This is a genomic window from Clostridiales bacterium, from assembly GCA_012512255.1.
In the GTDB taxonomy this organism is placed as follows: domain Bacteria; phylum Bacillota; class Clostridia; order Christensenellales; family DUVY01; genus DUVY01.
The window spans coordinates 1-20,682 of the sequence record JAAZDJ010000011.1; the positions used below are offsets into that span (position 1 = coordinate 1).

Genomic DNA, 20,682 nt, shown 5'->3' on the forward strand with positions numbered 1-20,682 from the left:
CTCTTGCGAAAACCCAAACGTCAACAAAGGCAAGAAAATATTTTTTAAAACCTTATACTATCTATTCATAGTTTTGGGCATATTTTTGGTTTTAATGACGGCGTATTTGCCTTTGCCAGAAAACGCGACTTGGTATCAAGTGTTAATTGACGTTTTATTTTGGTTATTGATACCGACTTCTTTATTTTTGAGCGCGTTTTTTATAAAAAAAATTCTTAACAATATTAATCCCGTATTTGATTATGTTTTAAACGGCAGGGAATTTTATATCTTAAGAATTTACGACAATGCCAAAAGAAAACAATTTTTGCACATTAATGTATCTCAAATGTCAGCAATCGGCAAAATATCATTAGACAGCTATGCTAGATATGCCGCCGACCCAAACATCAAAAAATTATACGCTTTGACAAATCCGCAAAACGAGGATAATATTTATTATATGTTTTTTAATGACGGGACAAAAAAAGCGCTATTGCATTTTGAGCCCAATCAAGAATGTCTTATGAATATCCGCCGCACAATAGGAAGAGATATTGTTTCTAGAACTTAAAAAAAGCTAAAAAAGAGTAATGAAAAAATGATATATCTAGACAACGCAGCCACCACAAAAATGTACGAGCAATTAGTTGATGTTTATAAAGAATACGGATGCGATAAGTTTTTTAATCCTTCTTCTTTATATAAAAAATCCTTAGAAATAGCGTTAGATATCCGCAAAGCCAAAGCCGAATTATTAAAATTTTTTGGCAGCGGCGCGGACGAAATTATATTTACGGGCAGCGCAACGGAATCCAATAATTTGGCGATAAGAGGCGCTATCAAAAAAAATTCCAAATTGGTCATTTCCGCGGGCGAGCATCCTTCCGTATATAATACGGCAATGGCGTTAAAAAACAGCGGCGTTGAATGCGAAATTATTCCTCTACAAAAAAATGGCCTTATTGACGAGCAAAAATTATATGATTATGTATCCAATAATAAAGATGTTGGCTTGGTTTCTGTTATTCATGTAAGCAATGAAACGGGCGCTATCAATAATATAAAAGAACTTGCCCGTAATATAAAAAAAATAAATCCTTCTGTTTTGTTTCACAGCGACGGCGTGCAGGCTTTTGCCAAAATTGATGTTAAAGATTTGGGAGTGGATTTGTATAGTTTTTCGGCGCACAAAATAAAAGGCCCTAAGGGGATAGGCGCGTTATATATTAAAAAAGGCGTTCGCCTAAACCCTATAATCACGGGCGGAGGGCAAGAAAACAATTTGCGGGGCGGCACTGAAAATGTAGCTAGTATAATCGCTTTTTCTAAAGTCGCCAAGTTATTTAGCCAAGATTATGACTATAATAAAATGTTAACATATAAGACGATATTTTTGGATATTTTAAAGGCAAAAGTCAATGATATTATCGTTACAATAGGAGATAATTATAATACTGTGCCGCACATAATATCTTTAATTGTACCCGGCATAAAGGGCGAAACTTTGCTTCACATATTGGAAAGCAAGGATATTTTAATAGGGCTTGGTTCGGCGTGTTCGTCCAACGCCAAGACAAACCGCGTATTAAATTCTTTAGGATACTCATCAAAAATGACCCAAAGTTCAATAAGAATAAGTTTTTCGCCCGACAACACCTTGGAACAAATAAAAACAGCCGCGCAAATTTTGGCGTCTGTAATATTGGAGTTTAGAAAATAAGGACAGATTATGAAAAAGGCAATTATTATTAGATACGGCGAAATTCACCTAAAAGGCGACAACAGAAGCTATTTTGAAAGGCTTTTAGCGGATAATATAAAATACGCGCTAAAAAATTATAAATTTGAACTCAACATTATAAGAGGGCGTTATATTATAACAGATTTTGACGAGGAAGATGAGATAATTATTAAACTGTCCAAAGTGTTTGGCATACATTCTTATAGTTTGGGTTATATGGTTTCAACGAATTTGCAGACCATTAAAGAAACGGCGCTTAATACGATTAAAGATTGCCGCACCTTTAAGGTCAGCGCCAATAGAGCGGACAAAACATTTCCCAAAAATTCTCAGAAAATTAGCGCCGAAGTAGGCGCGTTTATACTAAAAAACAAACCCGAATTAAAAGTTGATTTGCATAATCCCGATATTACGGTCTATTTGGATCTGAGGGAGGATGGCAATACTTATATATATTCATCCAGCATATTAGGTCCTGGCGGCTTGCCGGTCGAATGCAGCGGCAAAGGCATGCTTATGCTATCGGGCGGCATAGACAGCCCCGTGGCGGGATTTATGATGGCGAAAAGAGGCCTGAAACTTAGCGGCGCGCATTTTTTTAGTTTTCCTTACACAAGCGAATTTGCTAAAGACAAAGTAATTCAATTATCCAAGATTTTGTCTGATTATAATAACGGCTTTGATTTATACATTGTGCCGTTTACCAAAATTCAGGAAAAAATCAATAGCCTTAATACTTCTTATACCGTCATATTAATGCGAAGATATATGATGCGCATTGCCAATATTCTGGCGCAAAAATTTGATTGCAGAGCGATTATTACGGGAGAGAGTTTGGGGCAAGTGGCCAGCCAAACATTAGAAAGTTTGACTGTTACCAATCAAATTTCATCTCTTCCCGTTTTTAGACCGTTAATAGGCATGGATAAAGCAGAAATAATAGAAATAAGCCAAAAGATAGGAGCCTATGATATCTCAATTTTGCCTTATGACGATTGCTGCACTATTTTTATACCCAAGCATCCTGTGACAAAGCCAAGCCTAAAATCCATAGAAAAATTGGAAAAAATATTAGAACTTGACGGCTTGGTAGAAGAAGCGGTCAATGATGCGGAATTGATAAAAATCTAATAATTGTTTGCTTTTTGTCTTTGGGTTCTTTTACTTTTTATCAATTCAATCATTCGTTCTATAAAGGATTTTTTCTTAGTATTTAAGCTATCGCTTTTTGAATTAATTTCCCATTTGATATTAACCGCCCGCGGCGGCAAGTTGTTAACAGAAAAAATCTCGCGCTTTTTATATCTCGGAGCGGACAGAGCGTTTGCCAAAACCAAATTTTGATTTTTGTTGTATTCAACCAAATCAATATCGGCATAAACTATAGTCTTAGGCCTTAAAAAATCGGGAGGAGGGTTATCTTTATATAATAAGTTATTTATTTTTTTTGTAATCATAGTGGGATATGTTCCACCAGTCACATTTCTGGACAAGGCGCCTTTTTCGTCATTGGAAAGATTGCCAAGCCAAATCCCTATAGAGTGCCTTGTAGTATAAGAAATGCAATAAGCGTCGTTATTTAGCGAGGACTTCATATAACTATTAGTTCCGGTTTTTACCGCTATTTGATAAGGACAATCCCTAAGCCGCTTAGCCGTGCCTTTTTTAGCCGCGGTCTGTAGCATATCGGTAATTAAATACGCCGTATCTTCGCTAATAACTTTTTGGGGATTTGGTTTTGATTGATAAATAATTTTCCCGTCTTTTGTTGTAATTTTTTTTATTAAAGAACATTTTTCAGACAATCCGTTATTGGCAAAAATAGTATAAGCTTGAGTTAAATCATATAATGAAATACCTTTATGTAATCCGCCCAAAGCCAAGCTCAAACCGCAGTCTTGTTCGTCCAAATTGATATTTAATTTCTTTAAAAACTCTATTGAAGTATCTATGCCTATTTTTCTTAATGTTTTAACGGCAGCGATATTATTGGAAGCGCTTATCGCTTCCCTTACGCTTATCCAACCCGCGTGTTTTCCGTTGTAGTTTTTAGGGCTATATCCATTATAATTGACGGGCTCGTCCAATATAAGCGATGCGGGAGTAATCAAATTATTTTCAATAGCGGGCGCATATACTGCCAAAGGCTTAATTGTAGACGCTGGCTGCCTCTTGGCCAAAATATTATTATCGCTGGATTCTATCAAACCGACAACGCTTCGGTAGCTGTTGTCAATTACAACGCCCGCATATTCGGGCAATACGCCGCGCTTATTTTTGGTTTCAGGCAAAAAATTATCAAAAGACTTTTTTAAAATATCTTGAATATCTTGGTCATAATATGTGTAAATAACGCAGTCCGCAAGGTCTTTTTCCGTTCCGTTAATGAATTGACATGCCTGCCTAACGGCGTGTTGAGTATATATGTTTTGGTATTTACTATGTTTTTCGGGATTAATTTTTATTGGCGTATTTATCGCGTCATGGTATTGAGCGCTGGTTATAAACCTACTTTTGAGCATGGCTTTTAACACTTTTTTTTGCCTGTTTATAAGATTGTCCCAATTAGTATAAGGATTATATTTGGCGGGGGAATTTATTATCGCCGCCAGCGCCGCGGCTTGCGCTATGTTAAGATCTTTGGCGGGCACAGAAAAATAAGCTTTGGAAGCGGATTCTATGCCATATAATCCATTGCCAAAATAAATAATATTAAGATATTTTTCCAAAATTTGTTCTTTGGTATAATTCTTTTCTAGCTGTTTGGCAATATGTATTTCCTTTAACTTTCTTTTTATGGTTCGCTCATTGGAAAGATGCGTGTTTTTTATAAGTTGCTGGCTTATAGTGGACGCGCCTTCTTTAAATGATAATGTTTTTAAGTCTTTTAACAGCGCGCCTATTATCCTGATGTAATCAACGCCTTTATGCTTATAAAACCTTTTATCCTCAATCGCCACAAACGCTTTTGGTACATAATCGGGAAGTTCGCCGATTTTTACGGCGTTGCCGTATTGCCCGTTATATTCTAGCGGCGTCAAATCATTGCCCAACACTTGTATTGACTTGCCCAAACTGTCTATTGATTTTTTGTCCAAATCAATATAATCTATACTAAGAACATAAACTAAGCCACTGAAAAAACTAATTAATATTATAACGCTTAAAATGGATAAGGCTATCTTAAAACCTTTTTTTAGTTTCATAAACTTAGTATTAATTTTCTTAGAAAATTTATTATCTTTTGACGATAAAAGAATTAACTTGTCTAATTAGGCTGTTTAAGATATAATTAAAAAATAATTTGACCAAATTTTGTTAAAAAGGAATAATTGATGTTTTACCATATAATCACTTACGGTTGCCAGATGAATGTGCACGAATCAGAAAAACTGGCGGGTATCTTGGAAAATTTAGGCTATACTCATACTTCGGAAAAAGAAAACGCCGATATTATTATTTTTAACACTTGCTGCATTAGGGATACCGCTGAAAGAAGGGCATTGAACAATATCGCCGCGTTAAAAAAGCTAAAAAATAAAAATCCCGATATGATCATTGGCGTATGCGGCTGCATGCCTCAACAAGATTCGGCAAAGCAATATATAGAGGCCAAAATGCCGCATGTGGATATTGTTTTCGGAACGCATAATATTCACAACTTAGCGCGATTGTTAGAAAATTGCCTAAAAGAAAAAAAACGGATAGTTGAGATTTGGGGAGAAAGTTATGAACTACAACCTGCCAATACTCCCATAACAAGAACGAGCGGCGTTAACGCGTGGGTGAATATTACCTACGGATGCAATAATTTTTGCACTTATTGCGTTGTGCCATACGTTAGGGGTAGAGAAAGAAGCCGTCCTATGCCCGAAATAATTGGCGAAGTAAAAAAGCTTATTAACGAGGGCAAATATTCGGAAATTACGCTGCTTGGACAAAATGTCAACTCTTACGGAAACGACTTATATGACGGCAGTTCTTTTGCAAAACTGTTAAGCGAAGTCACCCAATTAGACGGAGACTTTAGACTTAAATTTTTGACCTCTCATCCAAAAGACTTTAAAGACGAGGTTATTGATATCATAGCCCAATACGACAAAATATCAAAATCTATTCATTTGCCCGTTCAAAGCGGTAGCAACGCGATATTAAAAGCAATGAATAGAAAATATACGCGCGAGTATTATTTGGACAGGATTGATTATTTAAGAAAAAAAATACCAAATGTAGGAATATCAAGCGATGTTATCGTAGGGTTTCCGGGCGAAACCGAGCAAGATTTTGAAGATACTTTGGATTTGGTCAAACAAGTAAGATATAATAACCTTTATATGTTTATGTATTCGCCGCGAAAAAACACGCCCGCGGCAAATATGCCCAATCAAATCGCGCAATCGGTAAAAAAAGAAAGGATAAAAAAACTCATAGAACTTCAAAGGGAAATAATGCGCGAGATTGCCAAAGATTGCGTAGGCAAAAGATACAAAGCCTTAATTGAAGAATATAAAGACGGCGTTTTGTCGGCGATAACAGATTGCGGCAAATTAGTTTTTATTGAAAACGATAACCAAAGCCTAGTGGGTAAATTTTGCCAAGTGTTAATAACTCGCGCAAAAAGCGGACGGTTAGTAGGGGAGCTGGTCTAAATGTCATTATCGCCCATGATGAAACAATATATGGCCATTAAAGAACAATATAAAGATTGCCTATTGTTTTTTCGTTTAGGCGATTTTTATGAGTTATTTTTTGACGACGCCGTCTTGGCAAGCCGCGAACTTGAATTAACCCTGACAGGAAGAGATTGCGGGCTAAAAGAGCGAGCGCCTATGTGCGGCGTTCCGTTTCATTCTGTTGAATCCTACATCGCCAAGCTGATAGAAAAAGGTTATAAAGTCGCCATTTGCGAGCAGACCACTTTGCCCGAAGAAAGCAAGGGAATCGTAGAGCGTGAAGTTGTTAGGGTAATTACGCCGGGCACCGTAATTGACGCTAATATGCTGGACGAGGGCCGAAACAATTACATCGCTTGCGTGTATCTTAACAATACCCCTACAGAATACGAATTGGGCTTAAGTTGGGCTGATATCAGCACGGGGGAATTTAATTATTTGGAAATAAAACAAGACCCTTTAAATCAGTTAAACGAAGCTTTAATAAGAATAAACCCTTCCGAAATTATATGCAACGAAGAAATGCTTGCCCAAAGTTATAGTCTTAATGCTGTCAAATTTAACCAAATATCCAAATTTACTGCGTATTACGAATGGGCTTTTGATTACGACAACGCTTTAAAAAAACTTTATCAAAACGACCAAACTTTGATAGACAAATCAAAAAAGCTAGCGGTGATAGCCTCGGGCGCTTTAATTGAATATCTTATTGACACCCAAAAAAGACAAATTACATACCTAAACGGGTTCAACGATTATAAGGAAAATAAATTTTTAATTTTAGACAACGCCGAAAGACGCAACCTTGAATTATTTGAAACAATCATGGACCGAAAAAAACGAGGCTCTTTATTGGGCGTTATTGACCAAACCAAGACCAGCATGGGCGCGCGAATGCTAAGGCGCTGGCTTGAACATCCGTCAATAAATAGTCATATCATTAATTTGAGGCTTGACGGCGTTGAGGAATTAGTCAACTATCCTATATTAAGAGAAACCTTAACGAAAGCTCTATCAAAAATAAACGATATAGAACGCCTAAGCAGTAAAATAGCTTATGGAAGCATCAATCCAAGGGAATGTATCGCGATAAGCAATTCGTTAAAAAATGTTGAAAATATCTTTAAGACCATTTCGCAGGCAAAATCTAAAATTTTATACGATTTATATCAAGATTATAGTGGCGTAGAAGATATTATATGCTTGATTGATAATGCCCTTGACGATAATCCGCCCGCGGTCTTAAAAGACGGAGGTTTTATCAAAAGGGGATACAACAAGGACTTAGACGAGTTAAGGGATGTCGGCGCGCACGGTAAACAATTAATCGCCGCGCTAGAAGCCAAAGAAAAAGAAGAAACGGGCATAAAAAATCTTAAAATCAGTTTTAATAAAGTTTTTGGTTTTTATATTGAGGTCACAAAATCCCAACTTGACCAAGTTCCATATCGTTATCAACGCAAACAGACTTTGGTAGGCGGGGAACGGTTTATCACGCCCGAATTAAAAGAACTAGAATCCAAAATTTTGGGAAGCGAAGAAAAGGCAATAAAACTGGAACAAAAATTATACAGCTTGTTAATTGACGACTTAAAAGCGTATGTCGGCAAAATCAAGAAGATATCCCAAGACATCGCTTTGATTGACTGCTTAGTTTCTTTCGCCGCTGTTTCTTGTCAAAACAATTATGTAAAACCTATAATTAATGACCAAATCAATTACTTTAAAATCATAGAAGGCAGGCATCCTGTAGTAGAAAAATTTATCAAAGACGGCGAATTTGTGCCTAATGACGCCTATTTGGACTATAAGGATAATAGAATATTGATAATCACGGGGCCAAATATGGCGGGTAAGAGCACATATATGAGACAGGTTGCCTTAATCGCCATATTGGCGCATATGGGTTGTTTCGTGCCCGCAAAAGAAGCGTATATCCCCATTTTGGACAGAATTTTTACAAGGATAGGCGCAAGCGACGAGCTTGCTTACGGGCATAGCACTTTTATGGTTGAGATGACCGAGATGTCGCATATTTTGAAAAACGCTACGCCTAAAAGTTTGCTGATTTTGGATGAGGTTGGCAGAGGCACATCCACATTTGACGGCCTTAGTATCGCGTGGGCCGTAATGGAATATATTTCATCCCAATTAAAAGCCATGACGCTATTTGCCACCCATTATCACGAATTGACCGAACTGGAAGGCATTTTTGAAGGCGTGAAAAATTATAGGGTGCTGGTCAAAGAAATAAACAAAACGATTATCTTTTTGCATAAAATAGCGCGCGGCGGCGCCAATAAAAGCTTTGGCATTGAAGTGGCTTCTTTGGCGGGCTTGCCAAGCAGCGTAATTCAAAAGGCAAGAAAAATACTTAAAATTTTAGAAGAAAACGATATAAACTATAACGAACGCGTCAACGCTTTGACGGGCAGGCAGCTTTCAATGTTTGACCAAAAGAACTTTTCTAGATACGAACAAATCAAAAATATCATAAGCGATCTTGATATAAACACAATAACCCCCCTTCAAGCCTTGGAAATTTTATCGGATTTAAAAGAAAAGGTTCATAAATTATGAGCAAAATTAATATCCTGGACAGCGATATTTACAACTTAATAGCGGCAGGCGAGGTGGTTGAAAGACCTTCTTCGGTAGTTAAAGAATTAGTTGAAAACAGCATTGACGCAGGCGCCGATAATATAACAGTTGAAATAAAAGAAGGCGGAATCAAATATATTAAAGTTTCGGATAACGGCGTTGGAATAGCAAAAGACGATTTAAAAAAAGCGCTTATGTCTCACGCTACCAGCAAAATCTCATCCATAGACGACTTATTGGCAATAAGCACTTTAGGTTTTAGGGGAGAGGCTTTGGCCAGTATCGCCGCTGTCAGCAAGGTAAAGATATTGTCAAGAACGGCAGGCAATGATTTGGGTGCCCAAATCATAAGTTATGGCGGGGAGTTTTACGAGATAACAGAGCAGGGTTCGCCTTTGGGTACTTTTATTACCGTTGAGGATTTGTTTTATAATGTTCCGGCTAGGGCGAAATTTTTAGGCAAGCCCGCTACAGAAGAAAATCATATCACTAATTATATATCTAGGTTAATATTGGCCAATCCAAATATCGCGTTAAAATATATCGTGGATGACAAAATTGTTTATCAATTCGCGGGAAAAGGCGTTGAATCGGCCATATACACAATCTATGGCCATGAAGCGTTGGACAATTGTTTGGTTATCGCAGAGAATAAACAAAACTTAAAAATAAAAGGATATTTAGGCGCGCCTAATTACACAAAACCCAATCGGACTTATCAAACAGTTATTATCAATGGTCGCTATGTCAATAACGAAACGGTGTCGCTGGCTGTTTATAACGCCTATAAAGACAGCTTAATGAAAAGACAGTATCCTTTTTATGTCTTATATTTGACTATTCCTTATGACAAGATAGATGGAAATGTGCATCCCAACAAATTAGATGTAAGATTTTGGGATAAAGGATATGTTTATAGAACTATTTTTTCCGCCGTGCAACAAGCTTTGAATAAATATAGATTTATAAAAGAAATTAACTTAAATGACGATAGTTTGGTTCAAAGATGCCAGCCAATTATTAATGAAAACCAAGACACAGACCAAAATATTGAATATGAAAATAAAATTGACCAATCTTTTGATAGCTTGTCAGAGCCGATTAATATATTGAAAGACGATGGCGGCAGAATGGCTAGGATATTGGCAAAACTTGCCGATATGGAAAGGGAGCGCCAAGAAATCCAGCAAAAAAATAAAGAACAATTATCTTTCAAACAAGCCGATGAAAACATAAGCATGTTTTCGTCCCAACAAAAACCTATTATTTTGGGCGTATTATTTAACACTTATGTTTTGATAGAATTTGAAAATAATTTATATATTATTGATCAGCATGCGGCTCATGAGCGGTTGCTGTTTGACCAATTTTTAAAAAGCGTAAATGAAAAAACTAACGATGTCCAAGATTTATTGATACCGTATGTTTTTAATGTCAACCATTTGGAACATAATAAAATAATGCAGTTTATAGACGAATTAAACCGGCTTGGGTTTGAAATAACCGAATTTGGGAACTTAACCTTTAAAATTTCGTCAGTTCCATTTTTGCTGTCTGACATTAATCTAAAAGATTTTATAGCCGAAATTTTAAGCGATGATTTTTATAAAAACATCAGCGCCCAGTCCATATTAAAAGATAAAATTGCGAGCGCCGCATGCAAAGCGGCAATCAAGTCAGGGGATAATATTAAAGAAGACGAAATAATATCTTTAATAAATCAAATTAACCAAAGTCAAATCCAATTATTATGTCCGCACGGACGGCCTATAATAACAAAAATCTCCAAAAAAGAAATTGAAAAATGGTTCAAAAGGATAGTTTGATAGTTATCGGCGGGCCTACGGCGGTAGGAAAAAGCGCCTTAGGATTGGAATTGGCCAAAAAATATAACGGAGAAATCGTGTCCGCAGATTCTATGCAAATTTATCGCGGCATGGACATAGGAACGGCTAAGCCAACCCTTGAGGAAAGGAAAGCCGTTAGGCATCATATGATAGATATTTTGGATGTTAACGACGAGTATTCCGCCGAACAATATAAGGATGACGCCGATATAGCAATTAGAGATATTATAAAAAGAAATAAACTGCCCATTGTTGTGGGCGGGACAGGGTTTTATATAAAGGCGCTATTGTTTGAGCATAATTTTGGTTACGCGCCTAAGAATCAAGAAATTAGAGACAAATATAAAAACATCTTAATTCAATACGGCAAAGAATATTTGCATAATTTGCTTAAACAAAAGGATTTTGAATCCGCTCAAAGAATTCATCCTAATGATACCAAAAAGGTTATCAGAGCATTAGAAATTTACGAAATCAGCGGTCAAAAAAAATCCGCGCTCGCCCAAAAAAAACAGGAAAAAAGATATGACTTTAAGATGTTTATTATATACTGCGACAGGGAAAAGTTATATGAACGCATAAATAAAAGAATGGAAGAAATGATAAAAAACGGCCTAATTGACGAAGTCAGAGCATTGATTAAAAATGGCGCGAATATTAACAGTCAAGCGATGCAGGGCATTGGTTACAAAGAAACCGTGGCATATTTATATAACCAAATAACCAAAGACCAATTGATAGAACTTATAAAAAAGCGCACAAGAAACTACGCCAAACGTCAAATAACATATTTTAAGGGCATAAAAGAAGCAAAATGGATAGATATTTATAATACTCCATCAGACATAGTATTATGAACTTATGCAAAAAAGGATAAAATAATGAATTTAGAGCAATTCATAGAGCAATCCGAACAAAAATGCGCCAAATATTTCAAAGAAATTGATAACATATCATTAAAAAATCAGAAAAAAGTGCTTGACGCCTTTAGAGAATGCAAAATTGGTTTGCAGCATTTTAGCGGCTCAACGGGATACGGATACGGCGATACAGGGCGAGAAAAGCTAAACGAGTTATACGCGCGCGTCTTCAAAGCGCCCAAAGCCTTAGTTTCGCCCCACATCTTAAGCGGCACCCACGCGTTATCTTTGTGCTTATACGGTATATTGCGTCCAGGCGATTTGATGATAAGTATCACAGGCAAGTTATATGATACTTTGGAAGAAATTGTTTTTAAATCGGGTAACGGTTCGTTAAAAGATTTTGGGATAAATTACAGCCAAATTGAATTAATCAATGGCGAATTTGACTTTATTAAAATAAAAGAATTTTTAAGCCATAATAATGTGAAACTAATTTTTATCCAAAGGTCTAGAGGTTATGAATGGGCAAAAGCTAGGTCAATTCCGCAGATAAAAACAGCGTGCGAATTTGTCAAAAAAATAAGTCCAAATTCGGTCATTATGGTTGACAACTGTTACGGCGAATTTGTTGATATTTGCGAACCTTATGAAGCAGGCGCGGACATTATTGCGGGCTCATTAATAAAAAATCCCGGAGGCGGAATCGCGCCAACGGGCGGTTATATATGCGGTAGGGAAGATTTGGTTGATTTGGTCGCCGGCAGGTTTACAACGCCCAATATCAAAGACGAAATCGGCTCATACGCAGAAGGTTATAGATTATTCTATCAAGGGTTATTTTTGGCGCCCCATGTCGTTGGACAAGTTTTAAAGGGCTCTTTATTGATAAGGCAAGTATTTTCTGATTTGGGTTTTAAGGTTTTGCCTTTGCCCGAAGAGCAAAACAACGATATTATTACCTCAATTGAATTTGACGACGCCGACAAGTTAATAGAATTCCATAGGGCAATACAAAGTTGTTCGCCCGTTGATAGTTATGTCACATTATATCCTTGGGACATGCCCGGTTATAATGAGCAAGTTATTATGGCGGCAGGCGCTTTTGTTCAAGGTTCGTCAATAGAATTAAGCAGCGATTCGCCTATAAAAAAGCCTTATATTGCCTATATTCAAGGCGGACTTACATACGAACATATCAAAATAGCGCTTATGATGTGTTTGGACAGGTTAAAATTGATTTAACTTTATAAGGCTAAAAATTACAGACGCGTAAATCTTGAAAAGGAAAAATATAAGCATTAAGACAGAAAAACATAAGTATTAAGACATAAAAGTATTAGTCTTTACTTATATTTTCTAATAAGACCCACAACCAAACCCAAAACTTCGGCTTCTTCAACTATAATAGGGTCATATTTTTCGTTTTCGGGCTCAAGCCTTATAAATCTGCTATCCATATAAAATCTTTTTACCGTGGCTTCGCCGTCAATCAAAACCGCGACTATTTCTCCGTTATTGGCGATAGATTGTTTTCTTACCACTATTATATCGCCGTCCAAAATTCCCGCGTTAATCATACTGTCGCCTTTTACAGTCAGCATAAATAATTCGCCGCTGGCAAACATGTCAAGAGGCAGGGGAAACACTTCTTCAATATTTTCTATCGCCGTAATAGGCGCGCCCGCCGTAATCTTGCCCACTAAGGGAACATCAACCATTTCTTTTTTGGGAAAATCAGAGTATTCGTTTAATATTTCAATAGCTCTTTTGTGATTATCAACCTTTTTTATGTAGCCGTAAGCTTGCAATCTATTTAGCGCATAATGAGCCGTCGCGGTTGAAGTGATCTTTAAAGCTTTGCAAATTTCACGCACAGTAGGAGGATAACCGTATCTAGTAATGTATTTTTTTAGATACTCTAATACCTTTTCATCTTTGGGATCCAAGGGCCTTCTATTATCCATTTTTTACACTCCTTACATGAGTTCTTATCATTAATTATAGCACAAAAATTCAATAATGCAAAACATTCGTTTTGTTAATTATCATCCCTTAAAACAACTCTGCGTACAGCGTTTTTTCTTATATCCGTATCTATAGCCGCGTAATGTTTTTTTGTAGTGTTAACATCGCTATGTCCCAAAATATCCGCCACAACATAAATATCGCCCGTAGCCCTATATAACTCCGTGCCAAAAGTGCTTCTAAGTTTATGGGGCGTAATTTTTTTTAACGGACTTACAATGCGCGCGTATTTTGTAACCAAATTTTGAACGGCTCTTACCGAGATCCGTTTGTTTTGAATGGATAAAAACAAGGCGCGCTCTTGTTCAGGAACGTCAGGCAAATTCAAACGCTGATTAAGATATTTTTTTAAAGCGTCGGCCACTTCGTCGGAAAAATATAATATTGTGGAATGGCCGCCCTTTCTAACTACTGTAAAAGCGTTGGAATCAAAATCAATATCTTCTATATTAAGTCCTACAAGCTCGCTTATTCTTATACCCGTTCCCAAAAACAAAGATAATATCGCCACATCTCTGTATTTGGTTTTTGAATGGAAATGCTTTTGATGAGCGCTTAACTCTTCGCCGGATTCGCTTTGGTCCAAAATTTTTGCGACCTCATTGGGTTCTAGTCTTATTATTTCTTTTTCGCGGATTTTAGGGAAAGCTACTTTAGCCGCGATATTGGATTGCAATTTGTCTTTATTAAAAAAATATTTAAATAAGGCTTTGACGCTAGCTAAGCGCCTTGAGCGGGAATAGTCTTTATTGGTGCGAATCTTGCCTTGCGCGTCCCTATAATAAGACAAATGCGCCAAATATTTTTCCAAATCAGTTTGGGTTATTTTACTCAAATCGTCCAGCTTGATATCTTTGATAGCTTTATTGAATATACTTTGAGACAAAAACTCAAAAAAGATTTTGAGGTCTTACGCGTAATTTAATCGGGTCAAAACAGAAGTTCTGGGTTCGATCCCTAAAAAAAACTCAGCGCAAAAATCGGGCAATTGAGTTTCTATTTTTTTTAGCTTTTGAACATTTTTGAAATTTCTTTCAATATAATAATTTTTACCCATAAAGTAATTATATAATTTTTTTTAATAAATGTATAGTCTCATTAAAAATTCTCTTTTATTTTTTTGCTTTTTAAAATAAAAGCAAATACCAAGCAATTTTTTTTCTTTAATTTACTAGATAAATATAAAAATGGACCTCAAAAAACATATTTTTGATGCAAACATCAAGGCATAGAATTTTTGCAATATATTTTTGGAAAAAAGCAATTTTAATTTTATCATATATGCTTTAAAATGAAAATAATTATGCTTACTTAATGATTTATTATTTGGGAGGTAGAGGCGGTAGATGAGGCAAATAAAAAGAATAATATATTTTTTAAATTCACATTCAAAACTGTTTAAAGCTATTCTAGCCTTTGTTATCGGGATATCGTTTGTAGGTAGTATGGTTTTAGCGGTATTTATCGGCGGAGAGCTTAAATCTTTAGCAGGCACAGATGATGTCGTTAAAGGACTTTTAAGAATTATTGAGTCCAAATATGAAACATCATATATTGTTGGCGATAAATTTATATTTGATAAGGAAAAGAGCAAAATAATGTTGCTTGCCAAAGATCCTCTAATTGAAAATATTGTCAATATAGATGACTTGCCTGGTTCTGAGTATGGTTTTAGCATAAACGGCGAGGGTAAGATTTTTGATGAGGCTTCTTCTATTACAATTACAGAAGATGTTCACTCAATAGCCGTCGTCAGTAAAAAATATCCTTGCATTAAAGCAATTATAGAAATTACGGTTGCTAAGGCTCCCAAACAAGAGAGCCTAGTAACACAATTGCTATGCGAGGCTGAAAATGCAAAGCTCTATCAAGATAATATTCTATTAACAAATGAGGATAAGGCAACTAAACCGGATACAGAAAAGCCTTTTAATTCATCAAAAGGGCTAATAACAGACGGGGAGCTTTGCAGCGGCGGAGCTGTCTTAAGGAATTTCCAAAGCAGAAATATGAAGGTAGAGTTTGAATTTATCAGCCTAGAAACAACGCAAATTAATCTGCTAATTATGTGTTGTAAGCGTCCAACTTCTCAGGTATTTGGAGAAAATTATCTAGTTACAGTGAACGGGAAAACTGTGCCTGAGATTGATAGTCAGGTTGTGCCAGCAGGATCAGGATATTTTGAACAATATTCTCTAGAAGCAGTCACGATAAACGTTGTAAGAGGTATAAACAGAATTGTCTTTGAAAGCGGCGCTGTGGTAGGTAAATCTAATCCTGTTAACCTTGACGCTATTAACTAATTGCTGACAACGCAATCTTAAGCGGATTGGATGTTGTAGAGCAAGCGAAATAAGGAGGATAGCATATTAACTATGTCTAATAATAGATTTGTTGCGGTCGCAAAGACTATTGGAAACGAAATTAAAGAATGTGTCACAACAAAATGGATAGGTTTTTATGTCACTTTGGCGGCGTTTGCGCTTTCAATAGCGCACACCTTTGCCTATTCGGCTATTTCCCGGACTATATATAATGGTCAAGTTATTGTTTTTTCTGTTTTGGGGATAGTTGCGTTTATATTGTTTTCATTATACAGGCGCACGTCTTTGTTAGCGCCTATTGCTTTAATGATTAGCAGCTTTTTAAGCTTAACTGCGTTTATTAAAGCAGAAGGTATAATAGACTATCTTTCTACGGTATTTTTTGACGGTTTTTCAATGGGAAAGTTATTTTCCCTGCCTTTTCCGGTATGGTTTAGCATGGTTTCTTTTGTTCTTTGCTTTATTATTGCTTCAGTCGCTATGTATATTCCACAAAACCGTAAAATAAAAGAAACAGTGGAAAAAAATTCCGCTTCAACGACTACAGGGGAGGATAAGTAAAATGAAAAATAAGGCTATTAAATTATCCCTAAAGATATTATTCCATATAAGTTTTGTTGTTTTTGTATTAGCCCAAACAATGGGGCCTATTTTGCTTGCAAACGCATCGGTTATAAACAGCGCTTTAGGCATTCAAACCCAGATAGGAAGCGGATATGATGGCTCGATGTATTTTGACACTAAGTTCAAAAATATGAACGAGGTTAATCAAGCAAGCCTTGAAATCATAGAAGAGACTATGAAAGAAGGAGCAGTGTTGCTGAAAAATAGTAATTCTGCTCTACCGCTTAAGCAAGGCGATAAAGTTACCCTATATGGCGCGGCGTCCTATTATTCTGTTCATACTGGGCAAGGCTCAAGTAGTAAAGGCGGAGCGTTAAACAACAGGGTCACTTTTTATCAAGGCTTAACTAACGCGGGCTTGGATGTAAATTCGGAACTTAACGAATGGTATAAAAACCAAGGAGCGTCATCTCTTGGCGGGGGCAACTTTATCGGCAATAGCGGTCAAGAAACCCAATTTGTTGTTAAAGATATAAATTGGAATTCTCTACCCAGCGCCAAAACAACTCTCGCTGATGCGGCGATAATGGTGCTTGCGCGCACGGCTGGAGAAGCAATTGATCTATATATGGATACGACAATGGATGATGGTCAAACGCGCGTAATTGTTAGTAGAGATAACAATAATAATCCAAGCGGCAGCGTAGGCGATAGTCTTGCGCTTACGGAAAATGAAAAAAGCGTTTTATTTAATTTAAAGTCGCTTAAAGACCAAGGAGTGATTAGCAAAATCATAGTTATTATGAATAGCGCTAGTCCTTTGCAAAGTAATTTTCTTACCGATGATGCATACGATATTGATGCTTGCCTTTGGGTAGGTACAATTGGTACTAATGGCGCGAATGCCATAGGCAAGCTATTGACTGGCGAATATAATCCTTCCGGTCGCACAGCCGATACTTTTTGGGCTGAAAGCAAATATAACCCTGTATATTATAATTTCGGGAGTATCGCATATAAAAATTCAAGCATTCTCAAAAATTATTTTGCCACTCGCGGCGTATATAACAACTTGTATTATGTAGCATACCAAGAAGGCATATATAACGGATACAAATATACCGAGACGCGTTATGAGGATGTATTGACAGGCAGGCCTAACACGGGCGAATTTGACTACGCGCAAGTGGTTACATATCCGTTTGGGTATGGACTTAGTTATTCGGATTTTTCTTATTCAAATATGCAGGTTGTGGAAAATGACGATGACACCTACACGGTTACGGTTGATGTTACCAATAACTCCGACATACCTGGAAAAGAAACCGTTCAAGTTTATGTTCAAAAACCTTACACCGAAAAAGATATACAAAACAAAGTGGAAAAGGCAGCTGTAGAATTAATAGGATTTGACAAAGTTTTTGTGCCTGCTAATTCTACGGTAACCGCTACTATAACAGTTCAAGAAAAATATTTTGCTTCGTACGATGCTAACGTAGAAAAAACCTTCGTAATTGGTTCCACTAACAGCAATGACAAGTATCTGCTTACCGCAGCGCGCGACGCGCATGACGCCATAAATAATATCCTTAAATACAAAGCTGCCAATGGAGTATCCGTAGATATGTCTAAGATGGTTGTCCATGACGGCAGAGGAGATGGCGACGCTAGTTTGGTTTGGGCTAAATATATCGCGTATGATAACAAAAAATATTCCACTAATGAGATTATTGAAAAAGCGAATGAAAACTTTACTCCTCAATATGAAGGCCAAAAAGCTAATTACGGCGTAGATAAAATAACCAATCAGTTTGACGATGTAGACTTCCAAAAAGCAGGTATTTTCTCTGCTGATGAGGCTAGCCAGCCTTACATGACAAGAAGTAATTGGGAAGGAACTTATGGCAAGCGTATAATATTAACAGCAAATGAAGCGCTTAAAAAAGCGCAAGAAACCCCTAGCGTTGAACCTGATAATATAGAATACCCCAAATATGACCAAATTGGCTTTTATGAGGGAAGTGCGGAATTTGACGAGATTAAATTAATTTACCTTCGCGGCAAGGATTATAATGACCCCTTATGGGATACTTTATTGGATCGCATGAGCTGGGAAGAAACATGTTATTTGCTTCAAGTAGCTTTGCGTCATACTCGCGGCGTTGGTTCAATTGAAGCGCCTAGCTCATCGCAACAAAATGGAGCCCTAGCTCCAATACATCCGCGTACTAGTAGCGAATTGCCTAGCCAAAGCGGCTTTAGAGGATTTGCCGAGCTATTGGATCCCGATAACGTTAATCAACTGCCGCCCGTATTTGTTTGCAACGGCATTGTTGCAGCCACTTATAACATAGAGCTGATTGAACGCTTGGGAGAACAAGCGGGCGAGGAAGCCGCTTGGGCAGGCTATAACGGCATATATGGATTAGGCGTTAATATACATCGCGGCGCATATTGCGGTAGAACCTTTGAATATTACTCTGAAGACGGCTTTTTGACAGGCGTGGCCGCTGGTTACGAAGCCGTAGGCATGCATAAGATGGGAGTTTTTGTGCTCGCTAAGCATGCTATACTTAACGACCAAGAAACACACCGTGCTGGACTTAATGTATGGGCTAATGAGCAATCTATACGAGAAATATATTTAAGAGCTATACAAGTTGCCCTAGAAATTGACCAAAAATATACGCCTAATTCCGTGCTTGGAGTTATGACAGGAATGAACCGCGCAGGCGCAAAATGGGTGGGAGCTCAAGGCTTTATTAATACGGTTTTGCGCGCTGAATATGGTATGACAAGCTATGCCATTTCGGACTACAACTCTTCAAGACCGTATATGAGTCCAATTCAAGGCGTATTATACGGTTGCGATTTGCCCGATGGCAACCCTGCCGGCAATAGGGGCGGATATGATTATGATGGCAATGATATTCGCTTTACATCCTATGCAGAAGGTTATGGGAAGTTAGCTTGGCATATGCGTAACGCGGCTAAGAACGTACTATATACCGTTGTTAATAGCAACGCTATGAATGGTATAGCGGGCGACACGAAGTTTGTGACAATTACGCCTGCTTGGGAGATAGCTGTGCCGATCATTATTAGAGTATCAATGACATTATTCATATGGTGCGCTTCTGGATTTGGCTTGTATTTTATTTACGGGCTTGTAAAAGATATTATTTTAGCTAAAAAAGACCGTAAAGAAAAGATATCTTAGCGTATTAATGCCGCAATCAAAAGCGCAAAAGATAGAAGGAGAGTCAAAATGAAAAGAACAAAAATATTCTATGTGTTAAGCGTATTAATTTTTTTTGTAATCGCCATTAGCGTCGGTTGCGCCGATAAAAACAAAAAAGTTCATACGCACACATTATTTGATATACCCGCCAAAGCCGCTACTTGTATAAGCGAAGGTAATATTGCCCACCAGCAATGTCTATATGCAAAGCAATATTACTTAACGGCAAGGTAGTAAGCGAAGATACGGTAAAACTGGAAATTGATCCAAACAATCATGAGAATTTACATGATATAGCTGGCGTGTCCGCCACTTGTGCCAAAAATGGGCTCATAGCCCATCAAAAATGCGAGGATTGCGGGATTCTTATCATTGACGGCGAAGAGGTAAGCGAAGAAGAAGTTGTAATTGAAGCTTTTGGAGAACATGATTTTAACGATAATCCGTTAGAATGTTCTAGATGCGATGCATACAAAACTCTATATAATGGCGAGTATTATGTAGTTGATGATTCTAATAAATTTGATTTTGTAACTACATCAGCAGGAATTCTCAATAAATCTTCCGACAAGTATCAGTTCTTTGAGTCAATAATGGAAGAAAGAATGACCTTTGCTACTCAAAAAGGCGATATCGACAGCACTACAGTAACTAACAATGGCTCAGAATGGGTGATTAATCTTAAAGGTTCTGGAGTCAGGAGCTCCTTTACCCGCTTTGCTGTAGGCGACGAGAATGGCGCGTATGTCGGCAGATTCCTATTGATATTTGATGTAACATGCGCTGAGAATAATATTGAAATTGGTCGATTAGGCGCAAAG

The 20,682-nt window shown here is 37.2% G+C and carries 15 protein-coding genes and 1 pseudogene; 13 read left to right on the plus strand and 3 right to left on the minus strand.

The annotated features are described in order from the left end of the window. From GX756_00405 to thiI, 3 genes are all read left to right on the plus strand, one after another. Positions 1-553: hypothetical protein (locus GX756_00405; GenBank protein ID NLC16332.1), on the plus strand; the 553-nt coding region annotated here is incomplete at its 5' end. Between the two features lie 27 nt (positions 554-580). After that, entirely contained in the window at positions 581-1,702 is a 1,122-nt protein-coding gene (locus GX756_00410; protein NLC16333.1) for a cysteine desulfurase, read from the plus strand. Between the two features lie 9 nt (positions 1,703-1,711). Continuing rightward, entirely contained in the window at positions 1,712-2,854 is a 1,143-nt protein-coding gene (gene thiI, locus GX756_00415) for a tRNA 4-thiouridine(8) synthase ThiI (GenBank protein NLC16334.1), read from the plus strand. Here the strand turns inward: thiI and GX756_00420 are convergent. Then, positions 2,851-4,929: a hypothetical protein gene (locus GX756_00420; GenBank protein NLC16335.1), complete on the minus strand. Its 2,079-nt coding sequence runs from the start codon at positions 4,927-4,929 to the stop codon at positions 2,851-2,853. The two genes, thiI and GX756_00420, sit on opposite strands and share 4 nt — an antisense overlap. A gap of 129 nt (positions 4,930-5,058) precedes the next feature. Here GX756_00420 and miaB point away from each other — a divergent pair, with 129 nt between their 5' ends. Genes miaB through GX756_00445 form a run of 5 tightly spaced genes read left to right on the plus strand, consistent with a single transcriptional unit; the run spans position 5,059 to position 12,949 of the window. Beyond that, the gene (miaB, locus tag GX756_00425) at positions 5,059-6,372 is read left to right on the plus strand and encodes a tRNA (N6-isopentenyl adenosine(37)-C2)-methylthiotransferase MiaB (GenBank protein ID NLC16336.1); all 1,314 of its coding nucleotides are present in this window, start codon (positions 5,059-5,061) and stop codon (positions 6,370-6,372) included. Then, a complete protein-coding gene (gene mutS, locus GX756_00430) occupies positions 6,373-8,976 on the plus strand; it encodes a DNA mismatch repair protein MutS (protein ID NLC16337.1) in 2,604 nt (867 codons plus the stop codon). Continuing rightward, positions 8,973-10,823, plus strand: a complete 1,851-nt coding sequence (mutL, locus tag GX756_00435; protein NLC16338.1) for a DNA mismatch repair endonuclease MutL — start codon at positions 8,973-8,975, stop codon at positions 10,821-10,823. Before mutS ends, mutL begins: the two co-directional genes overlap by 4 nt. Beyond that, positions 10,802-11,701 carry a tRNA (adenosine(37)-N6)-dimethylallyltransferase MiaA gene (gene miaA / locus GX756_00440; GenBank protein ID NLC16339.1) on the plus strand — a complete coding sequence of 300 codons (900 nt, stop codon included), beginning with the start codon at positions 10,802-10,804 and terminating at the stop codon, positions 11,699-11,701. Before mutL ends, miaA begins: the two co-directional genes overlap by 22 nt. A gap of 24 nt (positions 11,702-11,725) precedes the next feature. Continuing rightward, positions 11,726-12,949: a hypothetical protein gene (locus GX756_00445; protein ID NLC16340.1), complete on the plus strand. Its 1,224-nt coding sequence runs from the start codon at positions 11,726-11,728 to the stop codon at positions 12,947-12,949. A gap of 101 nt (positions 12,950-13,050) precedes the next feature. On the opposite strand, the gene lexA is transcribed toward GX756_00445, so the two are convergent. After that, a complete protein-coding gene (lexA, locus tag GX756_00450) occupies positions 13,051-13,671 on the minus strand; it encodes a transcriptional repressor LexA (protein NLC16341.1) in 621 nt (206 codons plus the stop codon). A gap of 74 nt (positions 13,672-13,745) precedes the next feature. After that, positions 13,746-14,789, minus strand: a pseudogene (locus GX756_00455) (tyrosine-type recombinase/integrase). Positions 14,790-15,078: 289 nt separating this feature from the next. Between GX756_00455 and GX756_00460 the strand changes: the two are divergent. The 5 genes from GX756_00460 to GX756_00480 all read left to right on the plus strand — a co-directional run. Next, a complete protein-coding gene (locus GX756_00460) occupies positions 15,079-16,035 on the plus strand; it encodes a hypothetical protein (protein NLC16342.1) in 957 nt (318 codons plus the stop codon). Between the two features lie 72 nt (positions 16,036-16,107). After that, complete coding sequence (locus GX756_00465; GenBank protein NLC16343.1) at positions 16,108-16,617, plus strand: hypothetical protein; 510 nt, start codon at positions 16,108-16,110, stop codon at positions 16,615-16,617. 1 nt (position 16,618) lies between these two features. Continuing rightward, positions 16,619-19,840 carry a hypothetical protein gene (locus GX756_00470; GenBank protein NLC16344.1) on the plus strand — a complete coding sequence of 1,074 codons (3,222 nt, stop codon included), beginning with the start codon at positions 16,619-16,621 and terminating at the stop codon, positions 19,838-19,840. Between the two features lie 48 nt (positions 19,841-19,888). Continuing rightward, positions 19,889-20,095 (plus strand): hypothetical protein, encoded by a 207-nt coding sequence (locus GX756_00475; protein ID NLC16345.1) that lies wholly within the window; start codon positions 19,889-19,891, stop codon positions 20,093-20,095. Further along, positions 20,056-20,682: hypothetical protein (locus tag GX756_00480; protein NLC16346.1), on the plus strand; the 627-nt coding region annotated here is incomplete at its 3' end. The genes GX756_00475 and GX756_00480, both read left to right, overlap by 40 nt.

Coding starts and splice junctions, on each gene's coding strand:
- GX756_00410 (NLC16333.1), top strand. CDS start 581: ATGATATATCTAGACAACGCAGCCACCACAAAAATGTACGAGCAATTA.
- thiI (NLC16334.1), top strand. CDS start 1,712: ATGAAAAAGGCAATTATTATTAGATACGGCGAAATTCACCTAAAAGGC.
- GX756_00420 (NLC16335.1), bottom strand. CDS start 4,929: ATGAAACTAAAAAAAGGTTTTAAGATAGCCTTATCCATTTTAAGCGTT.
- miaB (NLC16336.1), top strand. CDS start 5,059: ATGTTTTACCATATAATCACTTACGGTTGCCAGATGAATGTGCACGAA.
- mutS (NLC16337.1), top strand. CDS start 6,373: ATGTCATTATCGCCCATGATGAAACAATATATGGCCATTAAAGAACAA.
- mutL (NLC16338.1), top strand. CDS start 8,973: ATGAGCAAAATTAATATCCTGGACAGCGATATTTACAACTTAATAGCG.
- miaA (NLC16339.1), top strand. CDS start 10,802: ATGGTTCAAAAGGATAGTTTGATAGTTATCGGCGGGCCTACGGCGGTA.
- GX756_00445 (NLC16340.1), top strand. CDS start 11,726: ATGAATTTAGAGCAATTCATAGAGCAATCCGAACAAAAATGCGCCAAA.
- lexA (NLC16341.1), bottom strand. CDS start 13,671: ATGGATAATAGAAGGCCCTTGGATCCCAAAGATGAAAAGGTATTAGAG.
- GX756_00460 (NLC16342.1), top strand. CDS start 15,079: ATGAGGCAAATAAAAAGAATAATATATTTTTTAAATTCACATTCAAAA.
- GX756_00465 (NLC16343.1), top strand. CDS start 16,108: ATGTCTAATAATAGATTTGTTGCGGTCGCAAAGACTATTGGAAACGAA.
- GX756_00470 (NLC16344.1), top strand. CDS start 16,619: ATGAAAAATAAGGCTATTAAATTATCCCTAAAGATATTATTCCATATA.
- GX756_00475 (NLC16345.1), top strand. CDS start 19,889: ATGAAAAGAACAAAAATATTCTATGTGTTAAGCGTATTAATTTTTTTT.